13 protein-coding genes are annotated in these 18,055 nt (G+C 67.7%); 4 read left to right on the top strand and 9 right to left on the bottom strand.

What is annotated here, in order from left to right:
- The 6 genes from I6U14_RS07115 to glgC all read right to left on the bottom strand — a co-directional run.
- On the bottom strand, positions 1-555 hold a 555-nt coding region (locus I6U14_RS07115), incomplete at its 3' end, for an L-histidine N(alpha)-methyltransferase (RefSeq protein WP_296898050.1).
- Entirely contained in the window at positions 552-1,904 is a 1,353-nt protein-coding gene (gene egtB, locus I6U14_RS07110; RefSeq protein ID WP_296898048.1) for an ergothioneine biosynthesis protein EgtB, read from the bottom strand. The genes I6U14_RS07115 and egtB, both read right to left, overlap by 4 nt.
- Positions 1,905-2,252: 348 nt before the next feature.
- Entirely contained in the window at positions 2,253-2,999 is a 747-nt protein-coding gene (locus I6U14_RS07105; protein ID WP_296898046.1) for a trans-aconitate 2-methyltransferase, read from the bottom strand.
- Between the two features lie 54 nt (positions 3,000-3,053).
- A complete protein-coding gene (locus tag I6U14_RS07100; RefSeq protein WP_296898044.1) occupies positions 3,054-4,256 on the bottom strand; it encodes a BtaA family protein in 1,203 nt (400 codons plus the stop codon).
- Between the two features lie 119 nt (positions 4,257-4,375).
- Positions 4,376-5,848 (bottom strand): 4-alpha-glucanotransferase, encoded by a 1,473-nt coding sequence (malQ, locus tag I6U14_RS07095; protein WP_296898043.1) that lies wholly within the window; start codon positions 5,846-5,848, stop codon positions 4,376-4,378.
- Positions 5,849-6,040: 192 nt separating this feature from the next.
- Positions 6,041-7,312 carry a glucose-1-phosphate adenylyltransferase gene (gene glgC / locus I6U14_RS07090; RefSeq protein ID WP_296898041.1) on the bottom strand — a complete coding sequence of 424 codons (1,272 nt, stop codon included), beginning with the start codon at positions 7,310-7,312 and terminating at the stop codon, positions 6,041-6,043.
- Between the two features lie 256 nt (positions 7,313-7,568).
- On the opposite strand from glgC, the gene glgB reads away from it, so the two are divergent.
- The 4 genes from glgB (at position 7,569) to rlmKL (ending at position 15,061) form a co-directional block, all read left to right on the top strand.
- Positions 7,569-9,890 carry a 1,4-alpha-glucan branching protein GlgB gene (gene glgB, locus I6U14_RS07085; protein WP_296898040.1) on the top strand — a complete coding sequence of 774 codons (2,322 nt, stop codon included), beginning with the start codon at positions 7,569-7,571 and terminating at the stop codon, positions 9,888-9,890.
- A complete protein-coding gene (gene dacB / locus I6U14_RS07080) occupies positions 9,850-11,784 on the top strand; it encodes a D-alanyl-D-alanine carboxypeptidase/D-alanyl-D-alanine-endopeptidase (protein WP_367115636.1) in 1,935 nt (644 codons plus the stop codon). Before glgB ends, dacB begins: the two co-directional genes overlap by 41 nt.
- A gap of 74 nt (positions 11,785-11,858) precedes the next feature.
- Positions 11,859-12,779 carry a hydrogen peroxide-inducible genes activator gene (locus I6U14_RS07075; protein ID WP_296898038.1) on the top strand — a complete coding sequence of 307 codons (921 nt, stop codon included), beginning with the start codon at positions 11,859-11,861 and terminating at the stop codon, positions 12,777-12,779.
- Positions 12,776-15,061 carry a bifunctional 23S rRNA (guanine(2069)-N(7))-methyltransferase RlmK/23S rRNA (guanine(2445)-N(2))-methyltransferase RlmL gene (gene rlmKL / locus I6U14_RS07070; protein ID WP_296898037.1) on the top strand — a complete coding sequence of 762 codons (2,286 nt, stop codon included), beginning with the start codon at positions 12,776-12,778 and terminating at the stop codon, positions 15,059-15,061. Before I6U14_RS07075 ends, rlmKL begins: the two co-directional genes overlap by 4 nt.
- Before the next feature lie 37 nt (positions 15,062-15,098).
- On the opposite strand, the gene I6U14_RS07065 is transcribed toward rlmKL, so the two are convergent.
- The 3 genes from I6U14_RS07065 to I6U14_RS07055 form a co-directional block, all read right to left on the bottom strand.
- Positions 15,099-16,499, bottom strand: a complete 1,401-nt coding sequence (locus tag I6U14_RS07065; RefSeq protein ID WP_296898035.1) for a hypothetical protein — start codon at positions 16,497-16,499, stop codon at positions 15,099-15,101.
- A 170-nt stretch (positions 16,500-16,669) separates the two neighbouring features.
- Positions 16,670-17,239, bottom strand: a complete 570-nt coding sequence (locus I6U14_RS07060; protein WP_296898033.1) for an SRPBCC family protein — start codon at positions 17,237-17,239, stop codon at positions 16,670-16,672.
- Positions 17,240-17,241: 2 nt separating this feature from the next.
- The coding region (locus I6U14_RS07055) for an SDR family oxidoreductase (protein ID WP_296898032.1) at positions 17,242-18,055 on the bottom strand (814 nt) is incomplete at its 5' end.

Raw genomic sequence — 18,055 nt, 5'->3', positions numbered from 1 at the left:
CGCCATGAAGCGCGCGGCGGCCGCAGGCTCGAAGTTGCCGACGGACGATCCGGGAAAGAAGGCCGCCCGCGGATGGTCGTGGTGGTCCACCGGCAGCACGAAGGCGCTGGAATAATCGGCGCACACCGCGTGCACGTCGAGCCCGGGAAAGGCCGCCGCCAGGTCCTCCGCCGACTTCAGCAGGTGCTCCTTTGAGATATCTACGGGCATATAGACCGCGGGGCGCAACGCCTCCAGCAGGGTGCGAATCTTGACGCTCGAGCCGCTGCCAAGCTCGATGAGCAGCGCCTCGCGGCCCAGGCGCTCGGCCATCTCGGCGCCGTGGCGGCGCAGGATGCCGATCTCGGTGCGCGTCGGGTAATACTCCGGCAGCTCGCAGATGGCGTCGAATAGCCGCGAGCCCTCGGCGTCGTAGAAGAACTTGGGCGAGAGGCGTTTTTGCGGCAGGGCGAGCCCTGCAAGCACCTCAGCGCGCATGTCCGCCGGCGTCGGATGCAGGTCGTGGAAGTGCACACGGCCCGTCGCGGCTTTCCCAGTGGTGGTCTCTGGCTTCATTCTTGGTCCTCCGCCAGTCGTATGCCCTTGAATTGCCAGCGCTCGTGGGGGTAGAAGAAGTTGCGGTAGGTGGCACGGGTATGGTCCTGCGAGGTGGCGCAGGAGCCCCCGCGCATGACCATCTGCCCGCACATGAACTTGCCGTTGTACTCGCCAAGTGCACCGGCGGGGGGCCGATAGCCCGGATAGGCCAAGTAGGCGCTGCCGGTCCACTCCCAGCAGTCACCGAAGAGCTGGCGCAGGCCGCCGCCGGCGGTGCGCTCAGGCGCCGGCATGGGGTGCAGCTGACCCTGGTCCACGCAGTTTCCGGTGACCGGCGCACCCGCCGCCGCGGCCTCCCACTCGGCCTCCGTCGGCAGCCGCTTGCCGGCCCAGCGCGCGAAGGCGTCGGCCTCGAAGTAGCTCACATGGCACACGGGCTCCGCCGGATTCAGCGGGCGCATGCCGCCGAGGGTCATCTGCGCCCAGGCATCGGCGGAGGCCAGATCTTCGCGGGAAGCACTCGCTGCCGGCTCCCAATACAGCGGCGCCCGCCAGCCGTGCTGCTGCACCGCCCCCCAGCCGTCGGCGAGCCAGAGCGCAGGATTCTCGTAACCGCCGTCGCTGATGAACTCGAGGTATTCGGCGTTGGTCACCAGCCGATCCGCCAGCCGGTAAGGCCGAAGCCAGCGCTTGTGCCGCGGAGTCTCGTTGTCGTAGGCGAAGCCGGCGATGAGGTCGGCGCCGATCTCCTGGAGACCGCCGTCAAAGCCCAGGTAGTCGACGGCATCCGGCTGGCCGAGGGGCGCCTGCGGCAAGTCACCACGATAGGCGGGCTTGAGCGGGTTGTAGGCCAGGTTGTACTTGATATCGGTCACCAGGAGCTCCTGGTGCTGCTGCTCGTGGTTGATGCCAATGGCGAGTCGCTCGGCTAGGGTGGGCCGAAGCTGGTCGGGACAGTCTTCCAGCAGCCGTGCCATGGCCGCGTCGACGTGGCGGCGGTAGTCGTAGATCTCCGCCACCGTGGGGCGGGACAGCAGACCCCGCTCCGGACGGGGCCAAAAGCCGGTCTCGGTCTGCTCGTAGTAGGAGTTGAATAGATACTCGTAACGCGGATGGAAAACCCGATAGCCCGGCAGATACGGCCGCAGCAGGAAGGTCTCAAAGAACCAGGACACGTGGGCGATGTGCCAACGCGGCGGGCTCGTCTCCACAGCGGTCTGGAGTACATAGTCTTCCACGGCGAGGGGCTCGCACAGGTGCTCGGTCAGCGCGCGTACGCGGCGGTAATCGGCGGCAAGGTGCGAGAGGTCCGTGACGGCCCGCCGCTGATCACTTCGGTAGGATTCGCCAGTTTCGGGCTGCTGCATGGATCGCTCCTTTGCTTCGGATTCGCGGCGGCTGCAGCGCCCCGGCTCGTTGCGGGTGTGTGTAACCCTGCGCCAGGGTGCTCGGCGGAGATGCACTGATGCGTGAGTCGACTGTGCGGCCGGAGTGGATCGCGAGTCGAGGCCCTCAATGCCGAAGGGGCATCGGCCAAACGGGCCGATGCCGCTGACCGGCGCCGTAGCCTCGGTGCGGCTGGGCGTGTCCGATTTTGTGCTGCGGGCGCGTGGTCGGGTGGCGCATGGTCTCGGGGGTGCCGGCTCGACGTTGCCGCTCAAGCATGGCGGGGGAAGCGCAGAATTCAACCATCGCCGGGACCGGCAGAGTACGGCTCAGCCGGGCAGCCGGCCGACGAATCGGTAATAGGGAACCCGCAGCAGGGGCAGATAGGGCACGGGCGCTGTCGCCTCGTGCAGCTGGTGCATCGGCAGGCGCTCACGCAGCGCCCGAAGGTGCTCCGGATTCGGCCGGACGCCGTCATGTGCGAACCATCGCGGCCAAAAGAAGCGCGTAAAGGCCGTGTGGCGGGCCAGACCGACATCCGGTCGCGGCGCCGAGACATAGAAGTCCACCACGCCCAGCACACCGCCGGGCTTCAGCATGGCCAGGGCATTGTCCAGGGCGGCCCGCCAGTCCGGGATCATGGTCAAGGCGTAAGAGAAATACACAGCATCGGCGGGCGCGTCGGGCCGCCAACTGCAGGCGTCGGCCTCGCAAACCCGGACATTCGACCGGTCCACAAAGCGCCGGCGCGCCTCGGCCAGCAGCGGTCCGCAGAGGTCCACCAGGTCCACACGGCCGAGGTGTGGCAGCCGCTCGCCGAAAAAGAGCAGATTACGCCCGGTGCCGCCGCCAAGCTCCACCACATGCACGCCGTCCAGGCTGCTGCGCTGCTCGGTGAGGGCCGCCGATAGGGTGTCGATCATCTCGCCACGGCCGTGCAGCAGTCGCTCGCGGAAGGCGTCGTATTGGCTCGCCTGGGGGCCGTAGAAAGCGGCGAGCCGCTCGGCGTGGGAGCCGTGCTTGGGCTGCCCGCGCAGCATGGACAGCAGCACGCGAGCGTCGCCGGTGAGGGACATCAGCTGAGGGGCGCCAAGCGGGTTTGACGGTCGATGGACGTGCCGGCGGCGGCCTCAGGCCAAGACGTCGGCAACGTGGAAGCCCGCGTAAGTGTGCACCCGGTCCAGCGGCTGCAGGGAGGCGGCCAGCTCCGGGTGGAATCGGAGCCGATCGCGCAGGTGGCTGCGCTCCGGGCCGATCTCCAGGCTCTCCAGGTAGGCAGGCGCCGCATGGGCGCTGCGGAAGATGATCCGGGCATCGTCCCGGGCGCGCTTGAGGATCAGCGCCCATTCCTCTGCTAGAGCGTCTGGGTGGTAGGAGCTCATCCAGTCCATGTGGTCGAGCAGGACGTACTTGGAGTAGCGCCGGTCGCTTTCGGTGAGCAGTTCAGCCACCGTCGCTGTGTGCAGGGAGATGCGATCCGCCAGCCCGCCCTTCAGCGCCGTGAAGTTGTCGGGCTTCAGATACTCGGGGCAGCAGTGCTCGCTGTAGCTGCCGCGCAGGTAGACCATCCAGAAGTAGTTGGTCCAGACGGGCAGCTGGCGGAAGACGTATTCGATGGACTCACGCACGAAGCCGGCCACCCCGCGCTCGTGCTGTTGTTGCACCTCCTTGCGCTGCGGGTGCGGCACGCCGAGCATGCTCATGGTGAGCTGCCGCGACAGCGTCCAGTTGACGCCGGGCGTCCAGAACAGCGGGCGCACCCGGTCGTCGTAGATGCGGCGCTGATCATCCAGGGAACGGGTCTCGAACAGCTCGCGAATGCTGTGGGCGAGCCGCGGGCGGAAGCGCAGATAGGCGTGGAAGGACTTGGCGACGATGCCGGAGAGGCCGTGGAAGTAGAAACTCCCGCGCGGGTTGCCGAACCAGCGCACGCGCTTGTCCCAGAAGCCTTGGGCGAAAGGCGAGAGGTGCTCGCGCAGGTCGGCGCGGTAAAGCCGCTCGAAGTGCGGATGGTAGCCGCGGCCAAAGGCGGCGAAGAAATCCTCGAACTCGAGCCGTCGGATGCTGGCGAGCTTCAGCTCGAGAAGCGCATTTTGCCGGGGGTTGGCATCCACGGCATGGATGTGCTCGGGTCCAAGCAGCACATAGTCCAGCACGTTACAGCCCGCGCTGGTGATGACGAGCATGCGGTCGCCGGCACCGATATTGAGCACCTGACGGTCGACGGCGGGGTCTTCCCAACAGGTGTTGTAAACGAGTGCTCGGGAGTAGATGGCGTCGAAGACCCTTTGGTCGAATTTGTCCGCCAGTGTGGCCTTGGTCTTCTCTGCCATGCCCTACGCGTCTCTTCAGCTCGGATAAAACCGCATCAGGCTACAGCAAGAAGATGACAGTCTGATGGCGGCACGCTGTCGCAATTGTGTCACAGTTAGACGCGTCGGGCGATGCTCGTTCAGTCCGCCGGCGCCCTCCCATACTGGCTGACCAGGTGCGTCAGTCGGCCGGGCAGCTCCGGCGTCACCTGCTCCCAGGTGAAGCGCCAGGTCCAGTTGCCCTCGGGGGTGCCCGGTGTGTTCATTCGGTGCTCACCGTCCAGCCCGAGCACATCCTGCATAGGCAGGATGGCCAAGTTGGCGCGGGAGCCGAGCGCGCTGCGGATGAGCGGCCAGGGCATGGGCTCACCGGGCAGACCGAGGTAATCGTCCACGGCATGGCGCGACTCCTGCGGCAGCGAGGCATACCAGCCCAGCGTGGTGTCGTTGTCGTGGGTACCGGTGTAGACCACGGCGTCGCGGCTGTGCCGAAACGGCAGGTAGGGGTTGTCCGGCCCGCTGTCGAAGGCGAACTGCAGGATCTTCATCCCCGGCATGCGATATTTCTTGCGCAGTGCGGTCACGGCATCGGTGATGACCCCAAGGTCCTCCGCCACCAGCGGCAGGCGCCCGAATTCCTGCTCAAGGCGCGCGAAAAGAGCGTCGCCTCCGGCCGGCACCCAGCGCCCATTGATGGCTGTCTCGGCGTCGCCCGGCACCTCCCAGAACGACTCGAAGCCACGAAAGTGGTCGATACGCACGACATCGAACAGCCGCAGTTGCGTGTGCATGCGGTCGATCCAGAACTTGTAGTCGCTCGCCGCGAGCCGGTCCCAACGATACAGCGGGTTGCCCCAGCGCTGGCCAGTGACCGAGAAATAGTCCGGTGGCACGCCGGCGACGTTGCGGGTCTCACCCGTGTCGGTGAGGTCGAAGTCGCCGGGCCGGGCCCAAACCTCCGCGCTGTCGTGGGCAACGAAGATGGGCATGTCCCCGAACAGCAGCACGCCGCGCTCGCGGGCATGCTTTTGCAGGGCCCGCCATTGGCGGAAAAAGACGAACTGCTCCCATTTCAGATACTCGAGCTCCGCGGTCAGACGCTTGCGCGCCTGCCCCAGAGCCCGGGACTCGCGCCCGCGTAGGCCCTTGGGCCACTGCCACCACGGCAGCTTGCGCTCGTCGTGGATGGCTTGGTAGAGCACGTAGTCATCGAGCCAATAGGCCTGCTCGGTCTGGAAGGTGTCCAGCTCGCGCCGTGCGGCATCGTCGGCGTGCGCTTGAAAGCCGGCATGCGCTCGGCGCAGCGCGCGCACCTTTGCGGCCGCATCAAAGGGCGCCGGCGGTGCAGCGTCCAGCCAGCCCGCCTGCACCAGCGGATCCAGCCCGATGAGCTGCGCCCAGCCCGCGTGCGCGGAGCTGGTCTGGTAGGGCGAGAGGCTCCCCTGCGGCGGCCCCACCGGCAGCATCTGCCAGAGCGTGAAGCCGCAGTCAGCAGCGAAGTTAACGAAGTTATGCGCCTCCCAGCCCAGGTCGCCGAAAGGACCGGCGCCGGGCAGCGAGGTGAGGTGCAGCAGCAGCCCGGCGCGACGCCGGTCGAGCAGATCGGGGGACATGACAGCTCCCTGGACTAGCGGATGCCAGATGGTATCGAATTGCGCCCGCCAAGCGCAGCGCGCGTCACCATGCGCCGCAGCGCAGGGCTGAGGGCTTAGGTCTGAGGGCTGAGGGCTGAGGGCTGAGGAAGCATGGTCCTCGTCGGTCGCCGAGTCGTGCGCTTGTCCCTCGCCCCTAGCCCCTAGCCCCTGTCATCTAACCCGATTGATCTGCTGCCCCAGCATGTCCGGCGTGACAAGCGTCACGCCGCCTTCGCTCACGTAGAAGCCGGCGGCCTCGTCGGCGGCCCGGTCGTAGCCGATGGTGGTATCCGGCGCGATGCTGCACGAACGGTCGATGACGGCCCGCTGGATGTGGCAATTGCGGCCGATGTCCACGTTCGGCAGTACCACCGAGTCCTGCACATAGGAGAAGGAGTTCACGCGCACACTGGAGAAGAGCAGCGAATGGCGCACCGTCGCGCCGGAAATGATGCAGCCGCCGGAGACCATGGAGTCCACGGCCATGCCGCGTCGCTCGTCGCTGTCGAAGACGAACTTGGCCGGGGGAAGCTGCTCCTGGTACGTCCAAATGGGCCAATGCTCGTCGTACAGGCTCAACGGAGGGGTCACGCCGATGAGCTCCAGATTGGCCTCCCAGAACGCGTCCACGGTGCCGACGTCCCGCCAGTAGGCCTGCTCGCCGGATTTCGGGTCCCGGAACGGGTAGGCCATGACCCGGTAGTGCTGGATGACGTAGGGCAGCAGATCCTTGCCAAAGTCGCGGCTGGAGCCCGGCTGGTCGGCATCGCGAATCAGCTGCTCGTAGAGAAAATCCCGGTTGAAGACGTAAATGCCCATGGACGCGAGCGAGAGCCCCGGCTGATCGGGCAGTTCCGGCGGCTCCGCCGGCTTCTCGACGAATGCGCGCACACGGCCCTCGATGTCGACATCCATAACACCGAACTCGCGGGCGCGCTCCGCCGGTACCTCTAGGCACCCGACCGTGAGGTCGGCCCCGGTTTCGACGTGGTGAGCAATCATGGTGCCGTAGTCCATCTTGTAGACGTGATCGCCGGCGAGAATCAGCACATATTCCGGATCGTGGCTGCGGATGATGTCCAGGTTCTGGAACACTGCATCCGCGGTGCCGGCGTACCAGGCGGTCTCGGCAACCCGCTGCTGCGCGGGCCAGAGCTCCACGAACTCGCCGAACTCGCCGCGCAGAAAACCCCAGCCGTTCTGGATGTGGCGGATCAGCGAGTGGGCCTTGTACTGGGTCACCACGCCGATGCGGCGGATGCCGGAATTGATGCAATTAGACAGCGGGAAATCGACGATACGGAACTTGCCTCCGAAAGGGACCGCCGGCTTGGCGCGCCAGCGCGTCAGATCCTTGAGCCGCGAGCCGCGACCGCCCGCCAGGATCAGGGCCAGCGTATTGCGCGTCAGGCGGCTGACGAAACGTGGTCCGGCATCCGGCATGTTTCACCTCGTGGGTCGCTTGATATATGCCGGGACGTTGCCGCAACCGCGCCGGCTCCCGACCGCAGCGTCTGACCGCTGGGCAAGCACGCGGGCATGCACTCGTCGCAAGGCTCCCGGCCTGCATCGCCCGCCGGCGCGCGCCGGCAATCCGCAGGGGGTGCATGGTAGCATTGCGAGTCATCGAGCCGGCCGCGTCCAGCCCCAGCGCCCAGCCGCGCCCGAACCCGCAAAAGATACGCCAACGGAAGTCCCCATGCCCATCGGTCCGAACCCGTCTGCCTCCCTGCCCGAGCCGCTGCTGCGCATCGTCGAGGCCCGCCACCACGACCCTTTCGGGGTGCTTGGCCGCCACGACCTCGACGACGGCACTGCCACGGTGCGCGCCTTCCTTCCGCAGGCGGAGCGCGCGCGTATCAACGAGGCAGGCATCGATCTCATGCGCATGCCAGGCACGGACCTCTTCACCTGGGAGGGACCTGCCGATCAGCTCGCCGGGCAGACCCACTACCGCATCACCTGGTACGACCGCCAGGGTCGCGTGGGCAGCCGCTGCGACCCCTACACCTTCGGCCCCCAGCTCGGCGACTTCGACCTGCACCTGTTCGGCGAAGGCCGCCATTGGCACGCCTATCGTTTCCTGGGCTCGCACCGGCGCACGGTGGACGGCGTCGAGGGCTTTCAGTTCGCGGTCTGGGCGCCGGGCGCCCATCGCGTCAGCGTCATCGGCGACTTCAACGACTGGGATGGCCGCGTCCACCCCATGCGTGTGCGCGGCGGCTCCGGCGTTTGGGAGCTGTTCATCCCGGACCTCACGCCCGGCAGCCTGTACAAGTACGAGCTGCGCGACGGCGGTGGCAATGTGCATGTGAAGATCGACCCTTACGCCAATGCCTTTCAAGAACGGCCCGACAACGCCTGCATCCTGACGGCCCCCAGCAGCTATCACTGGAGGGACGCAGATTGGCTGACGCGGCGCGCGAAGCGCGATTGGCAGCACAGCCCGATATCTGTCTACGAGGTGCACCTAGGCTCCTGGCAGCGCAAGGCCGACGGCTCCTTCCTGAACTACCGCGAGATCGCCAAGCGCCTGGCGGAGTACTGCACCGAGATAGGCTTCAACTACGTCGAGCTCCTGCCCATCACCGAGCACCCGCTGGACGCCTCCTGGGGCTACCAGGCGACGGGCTATTTCGCACCCACCGCCCGCTTCGGCACGCCGGATGACTTCCGCGCCTTCGTCGACGAGCTGCACCGGCACGACATCGGCGTGCTGCTGGACTGGGTGCCCGCACACTTCCCGCGCGACACCACGGCGCTCGCCAAGTACGACGGCACGGCACTGTACGAGCATGCCGACCCGCGCCAGGGCGAGCACAAGGACTGGGGCACGCTCATCTTCAATTACGGCCGCCACGAGGTGAAGAATTTTCTGCTGTCCAGCGCGCTGTACTGGCTCGCCGAGTACCACATCGACGGCCTGCGCGTGGACGCGGTGGCCTCCATGCTCTACCTGGACTACTCCCGGGAAGACGGCGAATGGATCCCGAACAAGTACGGCGGCAACGAGAACCTGGACGCCGTGGACTTCCTGCGCCAGCTGAACACCGTCACCCATGAGCAGCACCCGGGCTCGCTGATGGTGGCGGAGGAGTCCACCGCATGGCCGCAGGTCTCCCGCCCCACCTACCTGGGGGGCCTGGGCTTCAGCATGAAATGGAACATGGGCTGGATGCACGACACCCTGTCCTACATGGAGAAGGACCCGATCTACCGCCACTACCACCACGACCTGCTGACCTTCGGGCTCCTCTACGCCTTCACCGAGAACTTCGTGCTGCCCTTCAGCCATGACGAGGTGGTCCATGGCAAGAAGTCCATGCTGGACAAGATGCCCGGAGACGCCTGGCAGAAGTTCGCGTCGCTCAGGCTGCTCTACACCTTCATGTTCACGTATCCGGGCAAGAAGCTCCTATTCCAGGGCTGCGAGTTCGGCCAAGGGCAGGAGTGGAACTTCGACGCCGAAGTGGACTGGTACCTGCTGGAGCGTCCCCAACATCAGGGCATCAAGCAGATCGTCCGCGACCTGAATCAGCTCTACCAGCAGCACCCGGCCCTGCACGAGGTGGATTTCGACAGCGCGGGCTTTGAATGGATCGATTGCCACGATTCCAGCCAGTCCGTGCTGAGCTACTTGCGAAAGTCCAAGGACGGCAAGCAGATCGTCGCCTGCGCCTTCAACTTCACCCCGGTGCCGCGGGAAAACTACCGCATCGGTGTTCCCCAGCCCGGCTATTACCGCGAGGCCATGAACTCCGACGCCGAGCTCTACGGCGGCAGTAACGTCGGCAATCGCGGTGGCGTCCACGCAGAGCCCGTGAGCTGGATGGGCCGGTCCCACTCCATCCCCATTGCACTGCCGCCGCTGGCGGGAGTGGTGATGGGTCACGAGCCGGGTGTCCCCGCCGACACGCCCGACGACAGTCCGCTGAGCGCTGAGCCCTTGGCGACCGAGGACGGGTCACCACCCGCCGCCAATGGCGGCGACGTCGAGGGCGACGACGGCGGGCAGGTTTGATGCCGAGCGCTCGGGACGCGAACCGGGCTTGCGCGGGATGGGGAGCGCGACGCAGTACCTCTTGCCAGGGCGCTGTTGCCGGCGAGTCCGGCAGCTAACGGCGAAGGCTGTCTGCGCCATGCGGCCGTCCGGCTTGGCGTCGCCGCCCGTCGCCCCAAAGGCCGCCCGGGGGGGACGGGCGGGGGCACCGCGAGAGCCCGGGCGGATGCCGGCCCACGCTCCTTCACTGGGGGGCGCGGCGGGCGGGGGCTGCGCCCTTCTATGGCCGCCCCTGTCAGCCCAACAGGCGCCAGCGCAGCCGCTGGTAGACGCCGCGCCCACTGCAACCTCGACCCCCGCTGCCGCTGCCGCGCCGCATGGCGGGCTGCCGCAGGCGGTTGCCGCCCTGCTGCCGGAGCTGACGCTCGAGCCCAGCCAGGTGAGCGCCTACGTGCGGCGGGTTGATGCCGAGCGCCCCTTGCTAGCCGTGGACGCCGAGCATCCGCGCGTCCCCGCCTCCACCATCAAGCTCGTCACCAGCATCGCAGCGCTGGATCTGCTGGGACCAGAGTATCGGTGGCACACCGAGGTGCTCATCGAAGGGGACGTGATCGCCGGCACCCTGGAGGGCGACCTCAGCATCAAGGGCTATGGCGACCCCTTCCTCGGTACCGAGTCATTCGCTGCTCTGATCCGGGCGGTGCGCGCGAAGGGTATTCGCCACATCGCCGGCGACGTCATTTTCGACAACAGTCACCTGGTGGCGCCCACGGCGGCCCGCGGCGACTTCGACGGCGCCGCTCAGCGCAGCTACAACGCGCTGCCGGCGGCGCTCAGCCTGAACCGGCAGGTGACCGACATCGTGCTCTACAACGACCATGTGCGCGGCGGTGTCGGCGTCTACACGGACCCGCCACTGAGCTACCTGGATATCGACAACGACGCCCAAGTGGTACAGGCACCGTGCCGCGGTCGTTACCATCGACTCAGCGTGCGCTTCAGCACGGCGGGCGGGACGGATGAAGCACCGCCAGCCGGTGGGGCCGATACCTCACAAACCGGCGCACCGGGCGCCGGCGACATCGCGCCACCTGAGCCAGCGCCGGCGGAGACGCCAGTGCTGCCGACCCCCGCCGACGAAACACCAACTGCTGCCGGCGGGACGCCGGCGGCCCCCAGGCTCACCATCAGTGGCAACTTCGCCAGCGAATGTACCGACGAGCGCATCCCGCGCCTGCTCCTGAGTCCAGAGCAGCACGTCGCCGCAGCCTTCGACGCCCTCTGGCGCGAGGCGGGCGGCACCATCCGCGGTGGGCTGCTCGCGGCCGCCGCCCCCGCGAATGCCGAGGTCTTCCACCGCACCGACTCCGAGCCCCTGCACGCGCTGCTGCGGCGGGTGAACAAGTGGTCGGACAATTTGATGGCGCGGATGATTTTCTTGACCCTGGGTACGGCGCACGCAGGGCCTCCGGGCAGCGAGGAGAAGGCCCGCACGGCCTTCGACGCGTGGCTCACGGAGCGCGGCTTCAGCTTTCCGGGGCTCGTCATCGACAACGGCTCCGGTCTTTCGCGCCAGACGCGCATCGCCGCGGCGAGCTTGGGCGAGCTCCTGACCTGGGCCTACCACCAGCCCTGGATGCCGGAGCTGATGGGTTCCATGGCGATCATGGGCGTGGACGGCACCCTCGCCAACCGCATGCAGAGTGAGCCCATCGCGGGCCGCGCCCACATGAAGACCGGCACCGTGCGCGACGCCAGCTGCATCGCGGGCTATGTACTGGACCCAGACGGCCAACGCTGGGTGGTCGTGGTCCTGGTGAACGCCCTACCCGGACAGCGGCTCGCGGCCTGGCATGGTCATGCGGTACACCATGCGCTGCTGCGGTGGCTGTTCGACGGGGCGGATTTGCCCTGACGACATTGTCCGCCGGGATTGGTTTAGCATCCGTACGGTCTTAACCAGCGCGCACGACACAACAACCGCAGTTCATGAACCTCCGGGATATCAAGTACATCCTCGCCGTGGCGGAGACCCGGCATTTTGGCAAAGCGGCAGAGCGCTGCTTCGTGAGTCAGCCCACCTTGTCGGGACAGATCAAGAAGCTCGAGGACCACCTGGGGGTGGTGATCTTCGAGCGCACCAACCGGTCGGTGGAGGTCACGCCCATCGGCGCAGAGATCCTTGGCCATGCCCGAATCTTGGTAGAGCAGGCGGATGCCATCGAGCAGGTGGCGCGTGCGCACCAAGACCCGCTGGCCGGGCCGCTGCGGGTGGGCGCCATCCCGACCTTGAGCCCTTACCTGATGCCGCTGGTGCTGGTCCCCCTGAAGCGCCGCTGCCCCCAGTTGAAGCTCGTGCTGTTCGAGGAGACCACGGAGGCCCTGCTCCGCCGCCTGGACCAGCATGAGCTGGATGCAGCCCTGTTGGCCACACCGACGGCGAACCCCGACCTCACCAGCATCCCGCTGTTCGACGAGCCCTTCTGGCTCGCGCATCCGCGCACACACCCGCTCTACGAGAAGGACGACATCACGCAGGAAGACCTTGAGTCCATCGACCTGCTGCTGCTCTCCGAGGGGCATTGTCTGAGCCACCAGGTCATGGAGGTCTGCAAGCTCGCGGACCGCCCGCGCACCGGCGAAATGGCGGATCTGCGCGCCGCGAGCCTGGAGACGCTGCTCCAGCTCGTCGGTGCCGGCTTCGGCTGCACCCTGGTGCCGGCGCTGGCCATCCGCGGCAGCTGGATGACCGACAGCGGCATCATTGCCCGTCGGCTGGATCTTCCGGACGCTAAGCGCCGCATCTCGCTGGTGTTCCGACGCAGCTTTCCGCGGCGGGCGGCGCTGGAGACCTTCGCCGAGGTGACACTCGCGCAGCTGCCGAACACCGTGAAGGCGGTCAATCAGTGACGGCGCGCGCCACTACCGCAAGCGACAGCGGACCGGTAGAGCACGCCTTCTTCGCCACCGCCGCCCGCAACCTGGAGACTCTGCTGGCGGAGGAGCTGCGCGGGCTCGGCATAGCGAACGCGCAAGATACTCGCGCCGGCGTGCGCTTCAGCGGCGGACTTGAAGATGCCTACCGGGTGCTCTTTTGGTCCCGAGTCGCGAGCCGTGTCCTGATGCCTCTCGCGACATTCGACGCTCCGGACGCCGAGCACCTCTATGACCGGGTGCGAGATATCCATTGGCCGGAGCATCTGGCGCCGGGACGCACGCTGGCCGTGCACCTGGACGCCGTGCGCTCCGGCGTCGAAAACGGCCACTACGGCGCGCTCAAGGTCAAGGACGCCATCGTGGACCAGTTTCGGGATCTCGGTCTCGAACGCCCCAATGTCGACACCCGGCGCCCGGATCTGGCCCTCCGCTGCCGGATCTTTCGCGACCAAGCCACGCTCTACCTGGACCTCGCCGGTGACCCGCTGCATCGCCGCGGCTGCCGTATCCAGGACGGTGCAGCGCCGCTCAAGGAGAACCTCGCCGCCGCCGTGCTGCTGCGCGCCGGCTGGCCGGGCATCGCCGCCGCCGGCGGCGGCTTCCTGGACCCGCTCTGCGGTACCGGCACGCTCCCCATCGAAGCCGGGCTGATGGCCGCCGACATCGCTCCCGGCCTGCTGCGCACCGAGCTCGGCGTGCACTGGGGCTGCACCGGCTGGCGCGGTCACGCTGCGGCCGCCTGGGAAGACTTGCTCGGCGAGGCACGCGAACGCCGTGCCGCCGGTCTTGCGCGGATGGCAAAGCACGGCCCGCGTATCCGCGGCTCCGACCAGGACCCACGGGCGGTACGCGCGGCGAGGGATAACGCCGCCCGTGCCGGGCTCGCCGGTCACCTCCACTTCGACCGTCGCGAACTCGCGGACTGCGCACCCGCGGCGGGAGACAAGCCCGGCCTCCTCGTCACCAACCCGCCCTACGGCCAGCGCCTGGGGGGACAGCATGGAGGTCGCAGTGAAGACGCGGCTGTGCTGCCGGCGCTCTACGCCACCTTGGGTCGGGTTCTGCGCGAGCGCTTTGACGGCTGGCACGCCGCTGTGCTCACCGGCAATCCGGACCTCGGAAAGGGCATGGGCCTGCGCGCCAAGCGCTTCCACACCCTGTACAACGGGCCCATCGAGTGCCGGCTGCTGCACTTTGAGGTCAGCCCGGAGGCCCATGTCTCCGACCGCCCCCGCCCGCTGCCGGCCGCAGAGCGGGGCCCGGGCGCCGACATGCTCGCCAATCGCCTGCGCAAGAATCAAAAGGCGCTGGCCAAATGGCTCCGAAGCGAGGGCAACAGCTGCTACCGCCTTTATGACGCAGACCTGCCGGAGTACGCGCTGGCGGTGGACATCTATGGCTCGGCGGACACCCAGCACCCTGAGCGGCGCTTCGTACACGTGCAGGAGTACGCCGCGCCGCCCGACGTGGACCCGAAGGCGGCGCGCCGCCGCGTGCGCGAGGCATTGGGCGTCATTGCCGAGGTGCTGGCGGTGCCGGAGGAGGACATTTTCTTCAAGATCCGCCAGCGCCAGCGCGGCAGTGCCCAGTACGAGCGCCTACGCCAGACTGCGCGTTTCCATGCGGTGGCAGAGGACGGGCTGACGTTTCTCGTAAACTTCGAGGACTATCTCGACACGGGCCTGTTCCTAGACCACCGCGACACCCGCCGTCTGGTGCGCGAGCTGGCCCGCGACCGTCACATGCTGAACCTCTTCTGCTACACCGCAAGCGCGAGCGTGCACGCCGCCGCCGGCGGCGCCCGATCCACAACCAGCGTGGACCTGTCGCGCACCTACGTGGACTGGGCACGGCAGAACCTGGCGCTGAACGGCTTCACCGGTCGCGACCACCAGCTGATCCAGGCGGACTGCCTGGAGTGGCTCGCCAACGCTCGTGCCTATCGCGGGCGCTTTGGGTTGATCTTTCTGGACCCGCCGACTTTCTCTACCTCCAAGCGGATGTGGGGCACCTTCGATGTGCAACGGGATCACGTGGCCTTGATTCGCGGAGCACTGACCTTGCTCGCGCCGGATGGGGTACTGCTCTTCTCCACCAACCGCCGCCGCTTTCGACTCGACACGTCGGCCCTGGCCGCGGCCGACGGGCCGACAAGCCGTTTGCACATCGAGGACATCAGTGCCGCAACCATCCCGCGCGACTTTCAGCGCAACCCCCAGGTGCACAAGTGCTGGCGGTTGGAGCAGCGGAGCTGAACAGCAGGCGAGCACTAAACCGCAGCGGCGCGGTAGCCTACGCCCCGCCGCGCCGCGGTCGCTCCGGCAAGGAAATATCGATGAAGGTGGTCACAGGCTCGCCGTCTGGCGGCAGCAGCGCATCCCCTGCCCGGCGGAAGACACAACGCCCGTGACCGGTGACGCCGTATTCGGTCCAGGTGCCATCCGGGAAGAACACGCAATCCCCAACCGGCGCCCCGTTCAGCCGGTAGTAGAGCGACCCCATAGCCCAATAATCCACGGGCGAGGCCTGCTTGTAGCCGACTCGAGTGCGATAGGTCCGATGGGTGTGAAAAACCGGGATGGGCAGGTAGCGCTCTGACATCAGCGCATACAGCAGCACGTCCGACATGGCGCCGCCCATGCCACCGCTGCTGACGAAACAACCGACACGGTCGTCCCACGCGTCGTAGATCAGATCCAGGGACAGCTCGCACCCGGACCGCGCCTGAAACCGCAGCGCCGTATCCGGGCTCATCCAGCCGGGGGTGGAGCGCGCCTGGGCGTTGTCACTGTCCCCTGCGACCCGGTCGATGCGCGCGTCGAGCCAGCCCCCCAGCAGATCCCCGACACGCCGCGTGTCAAGGAAACGGCAATCCCGCCATAAACGGGGGTCTGGGCGGTAGCAGTCGCGGGCGTCCACGGACATCGCCGACCAGAGCTGGCCTGCGTAGTCACGGTCCGCCTGGTAGACCTCTTCGAAGCGCCGCGCACCCAGCGCACGTGCCGTTTCCAGCATCAGCAGGGGCATGGGCCAGAGCCGATCAAGCGCGCCGACGGGCGCCTGCTGCGCCTGTGCGACGCTCGCCGCATCCGGCGGCCCCATCAGGAAGCGCCGCCGGTGCTCCTCGGCCGGGGCAGCCGGGTTGGCGGCGGGGTCGTCACGCCAGTCTGCGAACAGCTCCCGCAGGACCTTGTTTTTCAGCAGGTCCAACGCCTCTGCGAGCGGCAGCCAGCACGGCGCACCGGCACCGGTTTCGGGACCTAGGGTAACGCCGTCCGGCGTACAGAAGACCACCAGCACCGTACAGTCGAACTGCTGAAAGGGACCCTCCCGGTAGCGCTCAGCAATGCGAAAGTCGGCGAGCGGCGGCGGCTTTGGTATAGCCTCCCGCGCAAGCTCGCGTCGAGCATCCTCGCGCACGTCTGCGCAGACCGGACCCAGCCCGAACGAGCGCGTACCCCGCCGCAGCCCCTGCACCAGCGACCAGCCGGAGCGATATTCGCGGCTGCGCAGCAGCAGCAGCTTGTTTGCATCCGGGTCGACGCAGAGCACTTGGACCGTCTGCGGCGTGAAGCCCACACGGTCCAGCAGCGCCGTCAACCCGTACCAGATGGTGGCTTTGAGCAGCCAGCGCACCCACTGCACGAGGCGCACCCGGCGGGGCGGCTGCGCTTGCGGTTGGTTGGGCTCCATAGACGGACTGATCTGCTCCACGCTGAGCACGGTGCCGACCCGTGCAGGCGGGAGTGTAAGCGAATGGTGGGCCCCGACCAAGACGCGACAGGACGCATTGCTGGTCGGGATTCGGTGCGCTCGGCTGACCGGGCATGGGCCGATGCCGGCCGCAAGCGCCGGCGACGAGGTCAGGAATCTGCTAAAGCCAACCGTTCCAGATTCTGCAACAGCCGGCGCAGCTCCCGCGCCATGCCCTGTTTGACCAAAGCCGTCCCCAACACCGGCGGTACCGAGAAGGCAGGTGTCAGCTCCGCTCGGTACGCCACCCGCACGCCATCCGGCTGCGGATATAGCCGCCACTCGGTGCGCCCGGCGCGGAAATCGCTGCCCTCGGGCACAATGACCGCCACGAGCCGCTGCGGTGCCTCCTGGACGTCTTCCACCCGCCGCAAAGTGCGGCAAAACAGCTGTTCGACGCAGGCCTCCACCAGCGTCGTGACGCGCGCCGAAAAGGGCGCCGGCGCCGCCTCGACGCTGCTGCGGCGAATGGCCGGGTTCAACGCCGTGAGATTGGCGTAGTCTGTCAGGCGCTCCCGCACTGCCGCAGCGGGCGCGGCGATCTCCATGTCCGCCCGCAGCCGGTAGCGACCATCATCATGCTGCACGTCCAATGCCAACAGCGACTCCGCCGCCGCATGCCCGGGGCCGAGCAAGGCCGCGAACAGGCAGGTTACTAGGGTCAGCAGGTGCCGGCGCATGCTCAAACCTCGCTCAAGCCGCCGTCAACGACATACTCTGAGCCGGTGACGAAGGCCGCCAGCCCCGAGAGCAGAAACAGCGCAACCCGCGCCGCCTCCTCCGGCGTACCAAAGCGCCCGAGGGGGACCTTCTCCTGCACGGCTCCGCCACTGCCGGCCACTGCACGCTCGGCCATCCCGGCGCGGGAGTACACGCCCGAGGCCAGGGGCCCGGGACTCACTGCCGTCACCCGGACGCCCCGCGCCCCCCGCCTCCCCCCCCCCACCCGCACCAGAGAGCGCAGCGCCCCTTTGCTGGCCGCATAAGCCGCTGCCCCCGGCAAGCCGCTCTCCCGGGCAATGGAGGTGTTGAGCACGACTGCACCGCCGTCTGCGATCAGCGGAGCGAGCGCGCGCACCTGCAGCATCGGCCCGCGCACGTTGACGGCGAACTGGCGGTCAACGGCCTCCGCGGTGAGCACAGGCAACGGCTCGAAGCTGGCGGTGCCGGCATTCAGAAAGGCCCCGTCCAAACCACCAAGGCACTCCCGCACCGCAGCTGCCAGCGCGTCTGCCGCCGCCGGATCGCCGGCATCGTTGACGCGTGCCATCACGCCGGGGCAACTCGTCTCCACCGCGGCCAGCCGCTCAGCGGAGGTGCCCGTCGCAAGCACCCGGGCGCCGGCGCCGCAGAGCAGCTCCACCGCGGCGCGGCCGATCCAGCTGCTGCCGCCCGTGACACCACGGCGCTTGCCCGCGAAGTCGAAATCAAAAGTATGGCTCCAGGTGTTTCCCCCCCCCTGTGTGCCGATGGGGTACAACGGGGCCCATACCACG

The sequence above is a fragment of the Thiohalocapsa sp. genome, from assembly GCF_019695415.1.
GTDB lineage: Bacteria > Pseudomonadota > Gammaproteobacteria > Chromatiales > Chromatiaceae > Thiohalocapsa.
This window is presented reverse-complemented; position numbering and strand designations above follow the sequence as displayed.

Coding starts and splice junctions, on each gene's coding strand:
- malQ (WP_296898043.1), bottom strand. CDS start 5,848: ATGTCCCCCGATCTGCTCGACCGGCGTCGCGCCGGGCTGCTGCTGCAC.
- I6U14_RS07100 (WP_296898044.1), bottom strand. CDS start 4,256: ATGGCAGAGAAGACCAAGGCCACACTGGCGGACAAATTCGACCAAAGG.
- egtB (WP_296898048.1), bottom strand. CDS start 1,904: ATGCAGCAGCCCGAAACTGGCGAATCCTACCGAAGTGATCAGCGGCGG.
- glgC (WP_296898041.1), bottom strand. CDS start 7,312: ATGCCGGATGCCGGACCACGTTTCGTCAGCCGCCTGACGCGCAATACG.
- dacB (WP_367115636.1), top strand. CDS start 9,850: ATGGCGGCGACGTCGAGGGCGACGACGGCGGGCAGGTTTGATGCCGAG.
- I6U14_RS07105 (WP_296898046.1), bottom strand. CDS start 2,999: ATGTCCCTCACCGGCGACGCTCGCGTGCTGCTGTCCATGCTGCGCGGG.
- glgB (WP_296898040.1), top strand. CDS start 7,569: ATGCCCATCGGTCCGAACCCGTCTGCCTCCCTGCCCGAGCCGCTGCTG.
- I6U14_RS07075 (WP_296898038.1), top strand. CDS start 11,859: ATGAACCTCCGGGATATCAAGTACATCCTCGCCGTGGCGGAGACCCGG.
- I6U14_RS07060 (WP_296898033.1), bottom strand. CDS start 17,239: ATGCGCCGGCACCTGCTGACCCTAGTAACCTGCCTGTTCGCGGCCTTG.
- I6U14_RS07065 (WP_296898035.1), bottom strand. CDS start 16,499: ATGGAGCCCAACCAACCGCAAGCGCAGCCGCCCCGCCGGGTGCGCCTC.